A 16,544-nucleotide genomic window follows, 5' to 3' on the forward strand; every position below is an offset into this window, starting at 1 on the left:
ACCCGACCGGCAGTACCCGACCGGCAGTACCCGACCGGCAGTACCCGACCGGCGTTGTCAGTGGTGCGTGCGATGCTTGTCGCGATGGCCAGGAAGACTGCGAACGACGACCCTCTCGCCCCGGTGACCCTCGCCGTGGGCCAGGAGGACCTCCTGCTCGACCGTGCCGTGCAGGAGGTGGTGGCCGCCGCCAAGGCCGCCGACGCCGACACGGACGTACGCGACCTCACCCCCGACCAGCTGCAGCCCGGCACCCTCGCCGAGCTGACCAGCCCCTCGCTCTTCGCCGAGCGCAAAGTCGTGGTCGTACGCAATGCGCAGGACCTGTCCGCCGACACGGTCAAGGACGTCAAGGCCTACCTCGGCGCACCCGCCGAGGAGATCACCCTCGTCCTGCTGCACGCGGGCGGCGCCAAGGGCAAGGGCGTGCTCGACGCCGGCCGCAAGGCGGGCGCGCGCGAGGTGGCCTGCGCCAAGATGACGAAGCCCGCCGACCGGCTGGCCTTCGTGCGCTCCGAGTTCCGTACGGCCGGCCGGTCGGCCACGCCCGAGGCGTGCCAGGCACTGGTCGACGCGATCGGCAGCGACCTGCGGGAGCTGGCCTCCGCGGTCTCCCAGCTGACCGCCGACGTCGAGGGGACCGTCGACGAAGCGGTCGTCGGGCGGTACTACACCGGCCGGGCGGAGGCCTCCAGCTTCACGGTCGCCGACCGCGCGGTCGAGGGCCGCGCGGCGGAGGCGCTGGAGGCGCTGCGCTGGTCGCTGGCGACCGGGGTGGCACCGGTGCTGATCACCAGCGCGCTCGCGCAGGGCGTACGGGCCATCGGCAAGCTGTCCTCCGCCCGCGGCGGACGCCCCGCCGACCTCGCCCGCGAGCTGGGGATGCCGCCCTGGAAGATCGACCGCGTCCGGCAGCAGATGCGCGGCTGGACCCCGGACGGCGTATCCGTGGCCCTGCGCGCCGTGGCCGAGGCCGACGCGGGGGTGAAGGGCGGCGGGGACGACCCCGAGTACGCCCTGGAGAAGGCCGTGGTGACCATCGCGCGGGCGGCGCGTTCCCGGGGACGCGCGTAACCCGGGTCGCGGCGCGCGTGACCCGGGTCGCACAGCGGCGCACACCGAAGGCCCCGGCGTCCGTCCTGGGGAAGGACGGCCCACCGGGGCCTTTGGATCAAACTCGCGGATCCATGCCCGCGTGGCGAACGCAGGCCGCGCATGGATCCTTGGGTGCCGGACGGGAGCGGATGAGAGAGGGCCCGCTCTGGGTCCCTCCGGCGATCACACCAGATGAATCCAGATAAGGGGTTCAGCCCTTGAGGGCGCCGACCTTCTGGGCCAGGGCCGACTTCTTGTTGGCGGCCTGGTTCTTGTGGATGACGCCCTTGGAGACGGCCTTGTCGAGCTGGCGCGAAGCGGCGCGCTGGTACTCGGTGGCCTTCTCGACGTCACCCGCGGCGGCGGCCTCACGGGCCTTGCGGATCGCGGTCTTCAGAGAGGACTTGACGGCCTTGTTGCGCAGCCGGGCCTTCTCGTTGGTCTTGTTCCGCTTGATCTGGGACTTGATGTTCGCCACGAATGAGCCTTTGCAGGTTCAGGCACGAGGCCGCGAGGGTCCCGTGCCGGTGATTTCTTGTTGGAGTGCCTCGCGCTGAGAGGGCATGAGACACAGCCACCCACACTACCAGCGGGTCATCGAGGGTCCCAAACCCATACCGGCTCCCCACCCGTGGGACCATGGAGGCTACGTATCGATCCGACCCGAGACCCGAGACCGCAGACACTGCGGACGCCTCAAGAATCAGGACCCTGCGTGCCCGCGATCCCCAGCCATGTGCCCGAGCCGAGCCGTACCGACCCGGCGCTGATCCGCAACTTCTGCATCATCGCGCACATCGACCACGGCAAGTCCACGCTCGCCGACCGGATGCTCCAGCTGACCGGTGTGGTCGAGCAGCGGCAGATGCGCGCCCAGTACCTCGACCGCATGGACATCGAGCGCGAGCGCGGCATCACGATCAAGTCCCAGGCGGTGCGGTTGCCGTGGGCCCCGTCCCACGACGAGGGCACCACGCACATCCTCAACATGATCGACACCCCGGGGCACGTCGACTTCACCTACGAGGTGTCGCGGTCGCTGGCCGCGTGCGAGGGCACCATCCTCCTCGTCGACGCCGCCCAGGGCATCGAGGCCCAGACCCTCGCCAACCTGTACCTGGCGATGGAGAACGACCTCACGATCATCCCCGTGCTGAACAAGATCGACCTGCCGGCCGCGCAGCCCGAGAAGTTCGCCGAGGAGCTGGCCAACCTGGTCGGCTGCGACCCCGACGACGTGCTCAAGGTCTCCGCCAAGACCGGCCTCGGCGTCGACGCGCTGCTGGACAAGGTCGTCGCCGACATCCCGGCCCCGGTCGGCGTCAAGGACGCCCCCGCCCGCGCGATGATCTTCGACTCGGTCTACGACTCCTACCGCGGCGTCGTGACGTACGTCCGGGTCATCGACGGCCAGCTCAACAAGCGCGAGCGGATCCGGATGATGTCCACCGGCGCCACCCACGAGCTGCTGGAGATCGGCACCAACTCGCCCGAGATGCTCGCCGCCGACGGCCTCGGCGTCGGCGAGGTGGGGTACCTGATCACCGGTGTGAAGGACGTCCGCCAGTCCAAGGTCGGCGACACCGTCACCAGCCAGCACAAGGGCGCCGAGGAGGCGCTCGGCGGCTACAAGGACCCCAGGCCCATGGTCTTCTCCGGCCTGTACCCCCTGGACGGCTCCGACTACCCGCTGCTGCGCGAGGCCCTGGACAAGCTCCAGCTCAACGACGCCGCCCTGGTCTACGAGCCGGAGACCTCCGCCGCCCTCGGCTTCGGCTTCCGCGTCGGCTTCCTCGGCCTGCTCCACCTCGACGTGATCCGCGAGCGGCTGGAGCGCGAGTTCAACCTCGACCTGATCGCCACCGCGCCCAACGTGGTCTACCGCGTGGTCATGGAGGACGGCAGCGAGCACACCGTCACCAACCCGAGCGAGTTCCCCGAGGGCAAGATCGACGAGGTCTACGAGCCGGTCGTGCGCGCCACGATCCTGGCGCCGACCGAGTTCATCGGCGCGATCATGGAGCTGTGCCAGACCCGGCGCGGCACCCTGCTCGGCATGGACTACCTCTCCGAGGACCGGGTGGAGATCCGCTACACCCTCCCCCTCGCGGAGATCGTCTTCGACTTCTTCGACCAGCTGAAGTCGAAGACCCGCGGCTACGCCTCGCTGGACTACGAGCCCACCGGCGAGCAGACCTCCAGTCTGGTCAAGGTCGACATCCTGCTGCACGGCGACAAGGTGGACGCCTTCTCGGCGATCACCCACAAGGACCAGGCGTACGCGTACGGCGTCCGGCTCGTCGCCAAGCTCAAGGAGCTGATCCCGCGGCAGGCCTTCGAGGTGCCGGTGCAGGCCGCCATCGGCTCCCGGGTGATCGCCCGCGAGACCATCCGCGCGATCCGCAAGGACGTCCTCGCCAAGTGCTACGGCGGTGACATCTCCCGCAAGCGGAAGCTGCTGGAGAAGCAGAAGGAAGGCAAGAAGCGGATGAAGATGGTGGGTTCCGTGGAGGTTCCGCAGGAGGCCTTCATCGCGGTCCTGTCCAGCGATGACAGCGCGGGGTCGGGCAAGGGCAAGAAGTAACCGCCACGGCACACACCGAGTCCGGGCGAAACGGACACGGAGGGGCTCGTCGTACGAAAGTGCGGCGGGTCCCTTCGCATGTCACGGGGGCGCATCTGTAGGAAGTGACAGGGCGCGGAGTCTTACGCCGGGGCCGGTCGCCCTTTACCCTGATGCCTGCCGCGTAGTTACTCGTGAGTTAAACAAGTGATCGGGCAACAGTCCGAGTCACCGCCCGAACACCGCCCGAGAGTGAACCAGCCGCACCTGAGCCAGCCGCAACGAGCCAGCCGCACCGTCGCGGGCCCGGAGGATGTCGTGAGCGACACACAGACACTGATCGAGAACCGTCCGCCCTCCGTGGCGGGACTCTTCCTGGAGCGGGTGGCCGCCACGCCGGACGCCGAGGCGTACCGCTACCCGGTGCCGCCGGCCGCGGGCGAGGGCCCCGACGACTGGAAGTCGCTGACCTGGGCGCAGGCCGCCGAGCGGGTCTACGCGATCGCGGCCGGCCTGATCGAGCTGGGCGTGCAGCCCGAGCAGCGCGTGGCGCTGGCCTCCGCCACCCGGATCGAGTGGATCCTCGCCGACCTCGGCATCATGTGCGCGGGCGCGGCGACCACCACCGTCTACCCGCAGACCAACGCCGACGAATCGGCGTACATCCTCTCCGACTCCGAGAGCCGGGTGCTGATCGCGGAGGACGCCGCGCAGCTGGCCAAGGCGAGGGAGAAGCGGGCGGAGCTGCCCGACCTCACCCACGTGGTCGTGATCGACGCGGCCGGTGCGGACATCGCGGAGGAGTGGATCCTCACCCTCGACGACCTGGAGCGCAGGGGCGCGGCCCGGCTGGAGAAGGACCCGCAACTGATCAAGGAGCGGGTCGGCGCGCTCACCAAGGACCAGCTCGCCACCCTCATCTACACCTCCGGCACCACCGGCCGGCCCAAGGGCGTCCGCCTCCCGCACGACTGCTGGTCGTACATGGCGAAGGCGATCGCGGCGACCGGCCTGGTCACCAAGGACGACGTGCAGTACCTGTGGCTGCCGCTCGCGCACGTCTTCGGCAAGGTGCTGACCTCCGGCCAGATCGAGGCCGGGCACGTGACCGCCGTCGACGGCCGCGTCGACAAGATCATCGAGAACCTGCCGGTCGTCCAGCCGACCTACATGGCGGCCGTCCCCCGCATCTTCGAGAAGGTCTACAACGGCGTCGCCGCCAAGGCCCGCGCGGGCGGCGGGGCCAAGTACAAGATCTTCCAGTGGGCCGCCGGTGTCGCCCGCGAGTACGCCAAGGTCACCCAGGACAACTTCAAGCGCACCGGCACCGCGAGCGCCCCCGCCGGCCTGCGCACCAAGCACGCCGTCGCCGACAAGCTCGTCTACGCCAAGATCCGCGAGGCCTTCGGCGGCCGCCTGCGCGCCTGCGTGTCCGGCTCGGCCGCCCTCGCGCCGGAGATCGGCTACTTCTTCGCCGGGGCCGGCATCCACATCCTGGAGGGCTACGGCCTCACCGAGTCCTCCGCCGCCTCCTTCGTCAACCCGGGCGAGGCCTACCGCACCGGCACCGTCGGCAAGCCGCTGCCCGGCACCGAGGTGCGCATCGCCGACGACGGCGAGATCCTGCTGCGCGGCCCCGGCATCATGGAGGGCTACCACAAGCTGCCCGAGAAGACCGCCGAGGTGCTGGAGGCCGACGGCTGGTTCCACACCGGCGACATCGGCGAGCTGTCGCCCGACGGCTATCTGCGCATCACCGACCGCAAGAAGGACCTGATCAAGACCTCCGGCGGCAAGTACATCGCGCCCGCCGAGGTCGAGGGCCAGTTCAAGGCGGTCTGCCCCTACGTCTCCAACATCCTCGTCCACGGCGCCGACCGGAACTTCTGCACCGCGCTCATCGCCCTCGACGAGATCGCCATCACCGAGTGGGCCAAGGAGAACGGCCTGGAGGGCAAGCCGTACGCGGAGATCGTCGCGGCCCCCGCGACCGTCGAGATGGTCGACGGCTACGTCAAGCAGCTCAACGAGGGCCTGCAGCGCTGGCAGACCATCAAGAAGTTCCGCCTGCTGCCCCGCGACCTCGACGTCGAGCACGGCGAGATCACCCCGAGCCTGAAGCTGAAGCGGCCGGTGGTGGAGCGGGAGTACAAGAACCTGATCGAGGAGATGTACGCGGGCTCGCGCGAGGCGTAGTCCCGGGGCGGCCCGGGACACGGCAGGCCCCGGCCGGAGCCACGGCGGGGGCCACGGCCGCGCCCGGTGTCACTGTCCGCACGGCGGATGTCCGAAGGCGGCCGGTTTCGGTCGCCTTCCGGCCGTCTTCGAACGTTCGCCTAGCACGGTTCTCACCCATCGCGGCCCACTTCGGTAACTCCGCGCTTATGGGCGGGTCCGGTCTGTCACTCTGTCGGCATCGACTGCGAGGAATTCGCACGCACTGCCCGGGGAGACGTCCATGGGGGCCATTCCGACGCAGCGGGAGACCGCCTCCCGCGCCGGCGCCGCGGCCGCGCGCACCGCCGAGGGCTTCGGCGAGGGCTTCGAGGAGTGCGCGCGGGCGCGCGTGACCCTGCTCGGCAGCTCCCTGGCGCCCGGCGCGGCCCGTGCGATGACGCGGGCCGCGCTCGCCGACTGGTCCGCGCTCGGCCTGCCCGGCACGGAACACCTGACCGAGCACCTCGCCGCCGACGCCCTGGTCGTCGTCAGTGAGCTGGTCACCAACGCCGTCGTGCACGCCGGTACCGACGTGGAGGTGGTCCTCCAGGTGGAGGAGACCGGCACCCTCGTCGTCGAGGTCGCGGACCACCACCCCTCCCGCGCCCCGAGGGGCGGCGAGCCCGAGACGCCGCACGAGCCCCCCGAGTACGGGCGCGGCCTGCGACTCGTCGCCGCCCTCGCGGAGGCCTGGGGCGTCACCTACCGCCCGGGCTGCAAGACGGTGTGGGCGCGACTGCCGGCCGGGGGCGCCGAACCGGCGGAGGGCGCCGTCGAGGCCGTGGCCGTCGAGTCGTCCGGGCACCGGGCGCGGACCGGGGCGCACGCCGGGGGCCCGCACGGAGCACCGGCCGCGGGCGCGGGGGAGCCGGCAGTCCCCGACCGCCCGGACCGCGCGTCCGGAAGGTCCGGCCGGCGCCGTCCCCGCGACCGGGAGTGGCTGGGCCGCGGCGCCCTGTCCTTCCTCGCCGAGGCCTCCGACCTGCTGGCCGGACAGCTCGACGAGGACCTGGTCGCCTCCCTCACCGGCCAGCTGATCGTGCCCCGGCTCGCCGACTGGTGCGGGGTGTGGCTGGAGGACGAGTCCCTGGGCCGGGCCGCCTGGAGCGACGACACCGGGGCCGCCGTCGGCGCCCGGCTGGCCCGGGTGTGGCACGCGGGCGAGGGACACCTCGACGCACTGCGCGCGGCCCTGGAGAAGGAGCCGCCCCGCCCCCGCGACCCGTGGCGCTCCGGTCCCGTCGGCCACCCCTGGCCCGCCGAGGCGCTCGGCACGCACGGCAGCGCGCTCGCCTACCGCCTGGTGGCCGGCGGCCGGCCCCTGGGCACCCTGGTCATCGGCCGGACCGACCCGCCGGACGCCTCCGGCGGCCCGGACGGCGCGGGCGCCCCCGACACCGACGGTCGGCCCGACGCCGACGGCCGGCCCGGTTCCCCCGGTTTCCCGGACGAGATCACGGGCCTGGTCGAGGACCTCAGCCGCCGGGTGGCGCTCGCCATCGGCGCCGCCCGCCAGTACGCCCGGCAGGCCACCATCAGCGCCGTGCTCCAGCGCGGTCTGCTGCCCGGCGCCGTCGCCGAGATCCCCGGCGTGCGCAGCGCCCTCGTCTACGAACCGCGCGACAAGGGCGGCCCCAGCGGCGACTTCTACGACCTCTTCCCGGCCGGCGACGGCCGCTGGTGCTTCGCCGTGGGCGACGTCCAGGGCAAGGGCCCCGAGGCCGCCGTCGTCATCGGCCTCGCCCGGCCCTGGCTGCGGCTGCTGGCCCGCGAGCAGTACGGCGTCCCCGACGTCCTCGACCGCCTCAACCAGCTCCTCCTCGACGACGCCACCGAGGCCGCCGACGCCGCCGCCCGCGCCCTGGTCGCCGCCGGAGGCCCACCGGTTGCCCCGGGCGACGGACCGCAGACCCGGTTCCTCTCCCTCCTCTACGGCGAGCTGGTCCCCTTCGACGGCGGCGTCCGCTGCACCGTCGCCTCCGCCGGACACCCGCTGCCGCTGCTGCTCGGGCCCGACGGCACGGTGAGCGCGGTCGCGTGCCCGCAGACCCTGCTCGGTGTCGTCGAGGACGCGACGTACGTCAGCGAGACCTTCGAGCTGCGCTCCGGCGACACCCTGCTGTGCGTCACGGACGGGATCACGGAGCGGCGCAGCGGCTCCCGGCAGTTCGACGACGGCGACGGGCTCGCCGCCGCGCTGGCCGGGTGCACGGGCCTGGACGCCGAGCTGGTCGCCGAGCGGATCCGGCGGCTGGTGCACGAGTTCGGACCCCGGCCCCCGGAGGACGACCTGGCCCTGCTGGTGCTCCAGGCCGAGTGAGCGGGCGGGGGATCCGCGCGGGTACGGGACAATGGAACGCATGCCCTCCGCACTCCCCGACGGCGAACCCGTCCCCGCCGACGGCGCCCTGCCCGCGTCCGCGCTCGCCGGGGCCGCCGACCGCCCCCTCGGCTTCTACCTGCACGTGCCGTACTGCGCGACCCGCTGCGGCTACTGCGACTTCAACACCTACACCGCGACCGAGCTGCGCGGCACCGGCGGCGTCCTCGCCTCCCGCGACAACTACGCCGACACGCTCGTCGACGAGGTCCGCCTGGCCCGCAAGGTGCTCGGCGACGACCCCCGCGAGGTCCGCACGGTCTTCGTCGGCGGCGGCACGCCCACCCTGCTGGCCGCCGGTGACCTGGTGCGGATGCTGGGCGCGATCCGCGACGAGTTCGGCCTGGCGCCGGACGCGGAGATCACCACGGAGGCCAACCCGGAGTCGGTCGACCCGGCGTACCTCGCCACCCTCCGCGAGGGCGGCTTCAACCGGATCTCCTTCGGCATGCAGAGCGCGAAGCAGCACGTCCTGAAGATCCTGGACCGCACCCACACCCCCGGCCGCCCCGAGGCCTGCGTCGCCGAGGCCCGCGCGGCCGGCTTCGACCACGTCAACCTCGACCTGATCTACGGCACCCCGGGGGAGTCCGACGACGACTGGCGGGCCTCGCTGGACGCCGCGCTCGGCGCCGGACCCGACCACGTCTCGGCGTACGCCCTGATCGTCGAGGAGGGCACCCAGCTGGCCCGGCGCATCAGGCGCGGCGAGGTGCCGATGACCGACGACGACGTGCACGCCGACCGGTATCTGATCGCCGAGGAGACCCTCGCGGCGGCGGGCTTCGACTGGTACGAGGTGTCGAACTGGGCCACCTCCGACGCCGGGCGCTGCCTGCACAACGAGCTGTACTGGCGGGGCGCCGACTGGTGGGGCGCGGGGCCGGGCGCGCACTCCCACGTGGGCGGCGTGCGCTGGTGGAACGTGAAGCACCCCGGGGCGTACGCGGGCGCGCTGGCGGCGGGGAAGTCGCCGGGCGCCGGGCGTGAGGTGCTGACGGACGAGGACCGGCGGGTGGAGCGCATCCTGCTGGAGCTGCGGCTGCGGGAGGGCGTCCCGCTGTCACTCCTGCGGGAGGCGGGACTCGCGGCGGCCCGGCGGGCGCTGTCGGAGGGGCTGCTGGAGGAGGGGCCGTACGAGGCGGGGAGCGCGGTGCTGACGCTGCGCGGGCGGCTGCTGGCGGACGCGGTGGTACGGGACCTGGTGGACTGACCGGGCTTTCCTCGCCCCCGCCGCCCCTTCCCGTCCCGACCCCGGGGGCGCTGCCCCCGGACCCCCGCTCCTCAAACGCCGGAGGGGCTGGGTTCACTCACGCCGTAACGAAGTCGATCAGTTCCTCCACCCGCCCCAGCAGCTCGGGCTCCAGGTCCTTGTACGAGGACACCCGCGCCAGGATCGCCTGCCACACCGCGCCGGTGTTGTCCGACGGCCAGCCCAGTGCCCGGCACACCCCCGTCTTCCAGTCCTGACCGCGAGGCACCCGGGGCCAGCCCTCAATCCCCACCGACGACGGCTTCACCGCCTCCCAGATGTCGATGTACGGGTGGCCCACCACCAGCGCGTGCTCGCTCGTCACCGCCTCCGCGATGCGCCACTCCTTCGAACCCGGCACCAGGTGGTCCACCAGGACGCCCAGCCGCGCGTCGGGGCCGGGGGTGAAGTCGGCGACGATCGACGGGAGGTCGTCCACGCCGCCCAGGTACTCCACGACGACGCCCTCGATGCGCAGGTCGTCGCCCCACACCTTCTCGACCAGCTCGGCGTCGTGCCGCCCCTCGACGTAGATGCGCCCGGCGCGCGCCACCCGTGCGCGGGCGCCGGGGACGGCGACCGAACCGGACGCCGTGCGGGAGGGGGCGGACCGCGCCGGGCCGGAGGAGGACGGGCGGACCAGGGTCACCACCCGGCCCTCCAGGAGGAAACCGCGGGGCTCCAGCGGGAACACCCGGTGCTTGCCGAAGCGGTCCTCCAGGGTCACCGTGCCCGCCTCGCAGCGGATCACCGCGCCGCAGAAACCGGTGCCGGGCTCCTCGACCACCAGGCCGGGATCGGCCGGTACCTCGGGAACGGGCTGCGGCTTCTTCCACGGAGGGGTCAGGTCGGCGGAGTACTGGCGCATTCTGATGACGATACGAGGAGACGGTGCGCCGTGATCAGTGCGACACGCCGAACCGGGCGGCCAGCGCGTCCCGTTGGGCCCGGACGAACGCCGCGTCCACCACCGCTCCGTGACCGGGGACGTACAGCGCGTCGTCGCCGCCCAGGCCCAGCAGCCGGTCCAGGGCGTCCGGCCAGCGCCCCGGTGCGGCGTCGGGGCCCGCCTGCGGCTCGCCGGACTCCTCGACCAGGTCGCCGCAGAAGACGACCGCCGGGGCGCCCGGCACCAGCACCGCGAGGTCGTGCCCGGTGTGGCCCGGGCCGACGTCGGCCAGCAGCACCTGACGGCCGCCGCCCAGGTCGAGCCACCGCTCGCCGCGGACCTCGTGCCGGACGGGGGCGAGCGCGTCGGCCGCCGCCCGCGCCGCCCCCGCGTCCAGGCCCTCCGCCACCGCGTCCGCGCGCAGCGCCTCCCGGCCCTGTCCGCCCGGCGCGAACAACGCGTCCGTGCCCCCGGCGCCGTACGCGCCGTACACCTCCGCGTCCGCGAACGCCGCCGCGCCGAAGACGTGGTCGAAGTGCGGGTGGGTCAGCGCGAGATGTGTCACACGGCGGCCGGCGAGTCGCCGCGCCCCCTCGCGCAACCGGGCGCCCTCGTCCAGGCTCGACCCCGCGTCCACCATCAGCGCCGCCTCCGCGCCGAGCACCAGCCCCGCCGTGCAGTCCCAGCCCGGCAGCCGGCGCCGCCCCACCCCGTCCGCCAGCCGCTCCCAGCCCAGCTCTTCCCAAGTCACCGTCACGGCGACGACGCTAACGGCTTGGTCCCGGCCTTGCCGGGGGCGTACCCCACGGCCGTACACTGGGCCGGGGAAGTCTGGCACTCGCGAGCCATGAGTGCCAGGGCAGACAGGTCAGGGCAGGCCGGACAGGCCGAAACGGGCGGACGACAGCTGGAGGTGCGCGCAGAATGCTGAGTGAACGCAGGCTGAAGGTGCTGCGCGCCATCGTCCAGGACTACGTCGGCACCGAGGAACCGGTCGGTTCCAAGGCCCTCACCGAGCGGCACAACCTCGGCGTCTCCCCGGCCACCGTGCGCAACGACATGGCGGCCCTGGAGGACGAGGGGTTCATCGCCCAGCCGCACACCAGCGCCGGGCGCATCCCGACCGACAAGGGCTACCGGCTCTTCGTCGACAAGCTGGCCGGCGTCAAGCCGATGACCGCGCCCGAGCGGCGTGCCATCCAGAACTTCCTGGAGGGCGCCGTCGACCTCGACGACGTGGTGGCCCGCACGGTGCGGCTGCTCGCGCAGCTCACCCGGCAGGTCGCGGTCGTGCAGTACCCCTCGCTGACCCGCTCGACCGTGCGGCACGTGGAGCTGCTCTCGCTCGCGCCCGCCCGCCTGATGCTGGTGCTGATCACGGACACCGGCCGGGTCGAGCAGCGGATGGTCGACTGCCCGGCGCCGTTCGGCGAGGCCTCGCTGGCCGATCTGCGGGCGCGGCTCAACAGCCGGGTCGCGGGGCGCCGTTTCACGGATGTGCCGTCTCTGGTGGAAGATCTGGCGGAGCCCTTCGAGGCCGAGGATCGCGGTACGGTCTCCACCGTGCTCTCCACCCTCCTGGAGACGCTGGTCGAGGAGAACGAGGAGCGGCTGATGATCGGCGGCACCGCCAATCTGACCCGCTTCGGGCACGACTTCCCCCTGGTGATCCGGCCGGTGCTGGAGGCGCTGGAGGAGCAGGTCGTGCTCCTCAAGCTGCTCGGCGAGGCGAAGGATCCGGGCGTGACCGTACGGATCGGTCATGAGAACGCCCACGAGGGACTCAACTCAACGTCCGTCGTGTCGGTCGGCTACGGTTCGGGCGGCGAGGCGGTTGCCAAGCTCGGCGTGGTCGGACCGACCCGCATGGACTACCCGGGAACGATGGGAGCGGTACGCGCAGTGGCACGGTACGTCGGACAGATCCTGGCGGAGTCGTAGGTGGCCACGGACTACTACGCCGTACTCGGCGTGCGCCGCGACGCCTCCCAGGACGAGATCAAGAAGGCGTTCCGGAGGCTCGCCCGCGAGCTGCACCCGGACGTCAACCCCGATCCGAAGACCCAGGAGCGGTTCAAGGAGATCAACGCCGCCTACGAGGTGCTGTCGGACCCGCAGAAGAAGCAGGTCTACGACCTCGGCGGCGACCCCCTCTCGCAGGCCGGGGGCGGCGGTGGCGCCGGCGGCTTCGGCGCGGGTGGCTTCGGGAACTTCTCGGACATCATGGACGCGTTCTTCGGTACGGCGTCGCAGCGCGGGCCGCGCTCGCGCACCCGGCGCGGCCAGGACGCGATGATCCGCATCGAGGTCGAGCTGGACGAGGCCGCGTTCGGCACGACCAAGGACATCCAGGTCGACACGGCCGTCGTCTGCAACACCTGCAACGGCGAGGGCGCGGCGCCCGGCACGTCGGCCCAGACGTGCGACATGTGCCGCGGGCGCGGTGAGGTCTCGCAGGTCACCCGGTCCTTCCTGGGCCAGGTCATGACCTCCCGGCCCTGCCCCCAGTGCCAGGGCTTCGGCACCGTGGTCCCGACCCCGTGCCCCGAGTGCGCGGGCGACGGCCGGGTCCGCTCCCGGCGCACCCTGACCGTGAAGATCCCGGCCGGTGTCGACAACGGCACCCGGATCCAGCTCGCGGGCGAGGGCGAGGTCGGCCCCGGCGGCGGTCCGGCCGGCGACCTGTACGTCGAGATCCACGAGCTGCCGCACGCGACCTTCCAGCGCCGCGGCGACGACCTGCACTGCACGGTCACCATCCCGATGACCGCGGCCGCCCTCGGCACCAAGGTGCCGCTGGAGACCCTCGACGGCATGGAGGAGGTCGACATCCGCCCGGGCACCCAGTCCGGCCAGTCGATCCCCAAGCACGGCCGGGGCGTCACCCACCTGCGCGGCGGCGGCCGGGGCGACCTCATCGTCCACGTCGAGGTCACCACCCCGGGCAAGCTCGACCCCGAACAGGAACGCCTCCTGCGCGAGCTGGCCAAGCTCCGGGGAGAGGAACGCCCGCAGGGACAGTTCCAGCCGGGGCAGCAGGGGTTGTTCTCGCGGCTGAAGGACGCGTTCAACGGGCGCTGACGTAGAGCCCGGCAGGTGTCGGTGTGCCGCGGGGGTGCGGGCGGTGGCCGAAGCCTGCCGGGGGTCCGGGGGTCGTCCCCCGGGCAGACACAGTCAGTCGGGGCAGCAGGGGTTGTTCTCGCGGCTGAAGGACGCGTTCAACGGGCGCTGACGCCGTACGCCGCGATGCGGATGCTTCTGGCGTATGCCAACGGAAGCCCGGATTCGGACTTGTGTGGAGGACGTGACAACATGCCGTCATGTCCTCCGCACTGACCGATCTCTTCCCCTACCCGATCGTGCAGGCGCCCATGGCGGGCGGCGTCTCCGTGCCACGGCTCGCGGCCGCGGTGTCCGAGGCGGGCGGGCTGGGCTTCCTGGCCGCCGGGTACAAGACCGCGGACGGGATGTACCAGGAGATCAAGCACCTGCGGGGGCTGACGAGCCGGCCCTTCGGCGTCAACATCTTCCTCCCGCAGGCCGAGGCGGCCGACCCCGCCGCCGTCGACGTCTACGCCCACCAGCTGGCCGGTGAGGCCACCTGGTACGAGACGGAGCTGGGCGACCCCGACTGCGCCCGGGACGACGGCTACGACACCAAACTCGCCGTCCTGCTGGACAACCCCGTACCGGTGGTGTCCTTCCACTTCGGCGTGCCCAGCCGCGAGGTCGTCGACTCCCTGCACCGGGTGGGCACCTTCGCCCTGGTCGGCGCGACCACCGCGGACGAGGCCCGGGCCGTCGAGCGGTCCGGCGCCGACGCGGTGATCGCCCAGGGCGCCGAGGCCGGCGGCCACCAGGGCACCCACCGGGACAACCCGGAGACCGGCGGCCTGGGCACCGGACTGCTGTCGCTGGTCGCCCAGGTCCGGGAGGCGGTGAGCATCCCCGTGGTCGCCGCCGGCGGCATCATGCGCGGCACCCAGATCGCCGCGGTCCTCGCGGCCGGCGCGAGCGCGGCCCAGCTCGGCACCGCCTTCCTCGCCACCCCGGAGTCCGGCGCGCACGACCTGCACAAGCAGGCGCTGACCAACCCGCTGTTCGTCCGCACCGAACTCACCCGGGCCTTCTCCGGCCGCCCCGCCCGCGCCCTGGTCAACCGCTTCGTGCGCGAGCACGGCCCCTACGCCCCGGCCGCCTACCCCGAGGTGCACCACCTCACTTCGCCGGTGCGCAAGGCGGCGGCCAAGGCGGGCGACGCGCAGGGCATGGCGCTGTGGGCCGGCCAGGGCCACCGGATGGCCCGGGAGCTGCCCGCCGGCCAGCTGGTGGAGGTGCTGGCGGCCGAACTCGCCGCCGCCGGGACAGCGTTGTCAAACTACGCGACGGGGGGCGGCGCGCGATGACGGCACCGGTGTTCGTGGTCGACTCGCTGCGGCCGCAGGACCTGCCCGGGGGTGATTACGTCCTGGACGGCCCGGAGGGGCGGCACGCCGTCTCCGTGAAGCGGCTGCGGGCGGGCGAGGACGTCGTCCTCACCGACGGGAGGGGCCGCTGGGCCGAGGGCGTAGTGAAGGCCGCCGAGGGCAAGGACCGCCTGGTCGTCGCCGTCGCGGACGGGGTGCGCGAGGAACCCGCCGAGCGGCCCCGCATCACCGTCGTCCAGGCCCTGCCCAAGGGCGACCGCGGTGAGCTGGCCGTCGAGACGATGACCGAGGTCGGGGTCGACGCGATCGTGCCCTGGGCGGCCTCCCGGTGCATCACCCAGTGGAAGGGCGAGCGCGGTCTGAAGGCGCTCGGCAAGTGGCGGGCGACGGCCCGGGAGGCCGGCAAGCAGTCCCGCCGGGTCCGTTTCCCGGACGTCGCGGACGCGGCGACGAGCAAGCAGGTTGCCTCACTTCTGGCCGAAGCCGACTTCGCCGCCGTACTCCACGAGAGCGGCGAGGAACCCCTGTCCGTCGCCGAACTCCCCGCCGACGGCGACATCGTGCTGGTCGTCGGCCCCGAAGGGGGCGTGTCCCCCGAGGAGTTGGCGCTCTTCGCCGAGGCCGGTGCCAAGCCCTTCCGGCTGGGCCGCAGCGTCCTGCGCACCTCCACCGCGGGCACCGCCGCGACCGCCGTACTCCTGGCCCGCACCGGCCGCTGGTCCTGAGCCGCCCGGTCAGCCGTCGACGGCGGCGACCACGGCCGGGAACAGGTCCCAGCCGTCCAGCTCCACCGGCCGGCCCCCGCGGCCGGGCAGCAGTCCCCGCCGCCCCGCCTCCTCCACCAGCGCCCGTACGACACCGGGTTCGCGCAGGTTGAGCAGGTTGCCGCGGCCGTCGCCCACGCAGCCCTCGTACCAGTGGCCGCCCTCCGTGGTCCACCGGCCGGAGCCGGGCGCACCCGCGCGGAACACGAACCGGACCCGGACGCCCTCCCGGTACAGCGTCAGCGCGTCCCGCCAGACGCCGTCGCGCCCGCGTCTGTGCCGGTGGCTCCACAGCCAGGTGGTGCGTTCGTCCACGACGAGCCTGCGCTGCCTGCGGTCGTTGCCCATGGCGCCCACGGTAGTGAGGAGTGGCCGTATGCGCCCTACCATCGGTCCCGGAGCGGTGGCAGGCTGCCCTCCATGGGGGCTTTGAGGCGGATTCGGCGCATGGCTCCGGTGGTCGTCGGCTCGGCCGTCGCCGTCGGCGCTCTCGTCGCGTGCGAACCGGGCGGACTCAGCTCCGCGACGGTGGCCTACACGACCGACCAGACCGTGACCCGTGAGCTGGAGCGGCAGAAGGCGGAGGTGCGGTGGCTCACCTGCACCGCGTCCTTCGGCGACAAGGGCGCCACCGCCTCGGCGACCGAGAACGCGGTCGCGTCCGTCCACTGCGAGGGCCGGACGGACGGCGGCCAGGACATCACCGTCGACGGCAAGGTCACCAAGGCCGTCAACGGCGCCTGCGTGCGCGGGAACCTGACCGCGAAGGTGGACGGCAAGGAGTGGTTCCGGGTCAAGGGCCTGGGCGACTGCGACGCCACCGGCGCCCCGCCCGCCAACCGGCCCTCGCACGAGAGGCCCGGGCCCACCGTGACCGTCACCCGGACCATCTGGTGCCCGGACGACCCGCACTGCCGGCCGGTGGAGGGCAAGTAGCCGGACGGCGTCCTCGGCCGG

General features: G+C 72.9%; 14 protein-coding genes. 10 read left to right on the top strand and 4 right to left on the bottom strand.

Annotation, left to right across the window (positions count from 1 at the left end; translation table 11 throughout):
• The first annotated feature begins 84 nt into the window (after window positions 1–84).
• Window positions 85–1,074, top strand: coding sequence for a DNA polymerase III subunit delta (holA, locus tag K7854_RS20820; RefSeq protein ID WP_226028053.1), 990 nt, complete (start codon window positions 85–87; stop codon window positions 1,072–1,074).
• 232 nt (window positions 1,075–1,306) lie between these two features.
• On the opposite strand, the gene rpsT is transcribed toward holA, so the two are convergent.
• Window positions 1,307–1,573: a 30S ribosomal protein S20 gene (rpsT, locus tag K7854_RS20825; protein WP_226028054.1), complete on the bottom strand. Its 267-nt coding sequence runs from the start codon at window positions 1,571–1,573 to the stop codon at window positions 1,307–1,309.
• 237 nt (window positions 1,574–1,810) lie between these two features.
• Here rpsT and lepA point away from each other — a divergent pair, with 237 nt between their 5' ends.
• The 4 genes from lepA (at window position 1,811) to hemW (ending at window position 9,468) form a co-directional block, all read left to right on the top strand.
• The gene (gene lepA, locus K7854_RS20830) at window positions 1,811–3,679 is read left to right on the top strand and encodes a translation elongation factor 4 (protein WP_226028055.1); all 1,869 of its coding nucleotides are present in this window, start codon (window positions 1,811–1,813) and stop codon (window positions 3,677–3,679) included.
• Between the two features lie 297 nt (window positions 3,680–3,976).
• Window positions 3,977–5,854 (top strand): AMP-dependent synthetase/ligase, encoded by a 1,878-nt coding sequence (locus tag K7854_RS20835; protein WP_226028056.1) that lies wholly within the window; start codon window positions 3,977–3,979, stop codon window positions 5,852–5,854.
• Between the two features lie 262 nt (window positions 5,855–6,116).
• The gene (locus K7854_RS20840) at window positions 6,117–8,195 is read left to right on the top strand and encodes an ATP-binding SpoIIE family protein phosphatase (RefSeq protein ID WP_226028057.1); all 2,079 of its coding nucleotides are present in this window, start codon (window positions 6,117–6,119) and stop codon (window positions 8,193–8,195) included.
• Window positions 8,196–8,235: 40 nt separating this feature from the next.
• On the top strand, window positions 8,236–9,468 hold the full coding sequence (hemW, locus tag K7854_RS20845) for a radical SAM family heme chaperone HemW (protein WP_226028058.1): 1,233 nt from the start codon (window positions 8,236–8,238) through the stop codon (window positions 9,466–9,468).
• A 97-nt stretch (window positions 9,469–9,565) separates the two neighbouring features.
• On the opposite strand, the gene K7854_RS20850 is transcribed toward hemW, so the two are convergent.
• Window positions 9,566–10,375, bottom strand: a complete 810-nt coding sequence (locus tag K7854_RS20850; protein ID WP_226028059.1) for a DUF3097 domain-containing protein — start codon at window positions 10,373–10,375, stop codon at window positions 9,566–9,568.
• Between the two features lie 34 nt (window positions 10,376–10,409).
• The gene (locus tag K7854_RS20855; protein ID WP_226028060.1) at window positions 10,410–11,153 is read right to left on the bottom strand and encodes an MBL fold metallo-hydrolase; all 744 of its coding nucleotides are present in this window, start codon (window positions 11,151–11,153) and stop codon (window positions 10,410–10,412) included.
• Between the two features lie 167 nt (window positions 11,154–11,320).
• Here K7854_RS20855 and hrcA point away from each other — a divergent pair, with 167 nt between their 5' ends.
• The 4 genes from hrcA (at window position 11,321) to K7854_RS20875 (ending at window position 15,548) form a co-directional block, all read left to right on the top strand.
• Window positions 11,321–12,337, top strand: coding sequence for a heat-inducible transcriptional repressor HrcA (gene hrcA, locus K7854_RS20860; RefSeq protein WP_059302545.1), 1,017 nt, complete (start codon window positions 11,321–11,323; stop codon window positions 12,335–12,337).
• The gene (gene dnaJ, locus K7854_RS20865) at window positions 12,338–13,477 is read left to right on the top strand and encodes a molecular chaperone DnaJ (RefSeq protein ID WP_226028061.1); all 1,140 of its coding nucleotides are present in this window, start codon (window positions 12,338–12,340) and stop codon (window positions 13,475–13,477) included. It abuts the gene before it with no gap.
• A gap of 239 nt (window positions 13,478–13,716) precedes the next feature.
• Window positions 13,717–14,802 (top strand): nitronate monooxygenase, encoded by a 1,086-nt coding sequence (locus K7854_RS20870; protein WP_226028062.1) that lies wholly within the window; start codon window positions 13,717–13,719, stop codon window positions 14,800–14,802.
• Window positions 14,799–15,548 (top strand): 16S rRNA (uracil(1498)-N(3))-methyltransferase, encoded by a 750-nt coding sequence (locus tag K7854_RS20875; RefSeq protein ID WP_226028063.1) that lies wholly within the window; start codon window positions 14,799–14,801, stop codon window positions 15,546–15,548. Before K7854_RS20870 ends, K7854_RS20875 begins: the two co-directional genes overlap by 4 nt.
• Before the next feature lie 9 nt (window positions 15,549–15,557).
• Here K7854_RS20875 and K7854_RS20880 read toward each other — a convergent pair whose 3' ends face one another.
• A complete protein-coding gene (locus tag K7854_RS20880) occupies window positions 15,558–15,935 on the bottom strand; it encodes a hypothetical protein (protein ID WP_226028064.1) in 378 nt (125 codons plus the stop codon).
• A 99-nt stretch (window positions 15,936–16,034) separates the two neighbouring features.
• Here K7854_RS20880 and K7854_RS20885 point away from each other — a divergent pair, with 99 nt between their 5' ends.
• Complete coding sequence (locus tag K7854_RS20885; RefSeq protein WP_226028065.1) at window positions 16,035–16,523, top strand: hypothetical protein; 489 nt, start codon at window positions 16,035–16,037, stop codon at window positions 16,521–16,523.
• The last annotated feature ends 21 nt before the right edge of the window (window positions 16,524–16,544 follow it).

Origin of the sequence: Streptomyces hyderabadensis (genome assembly GCF_020404845.1) — a bacterium.
GTDB lineage: Bacteria > Actinomycetota > Actinomycetes > Streptomycetales > Streptomycetaceae > Streptomyces > Streptomyces hyderabadensis.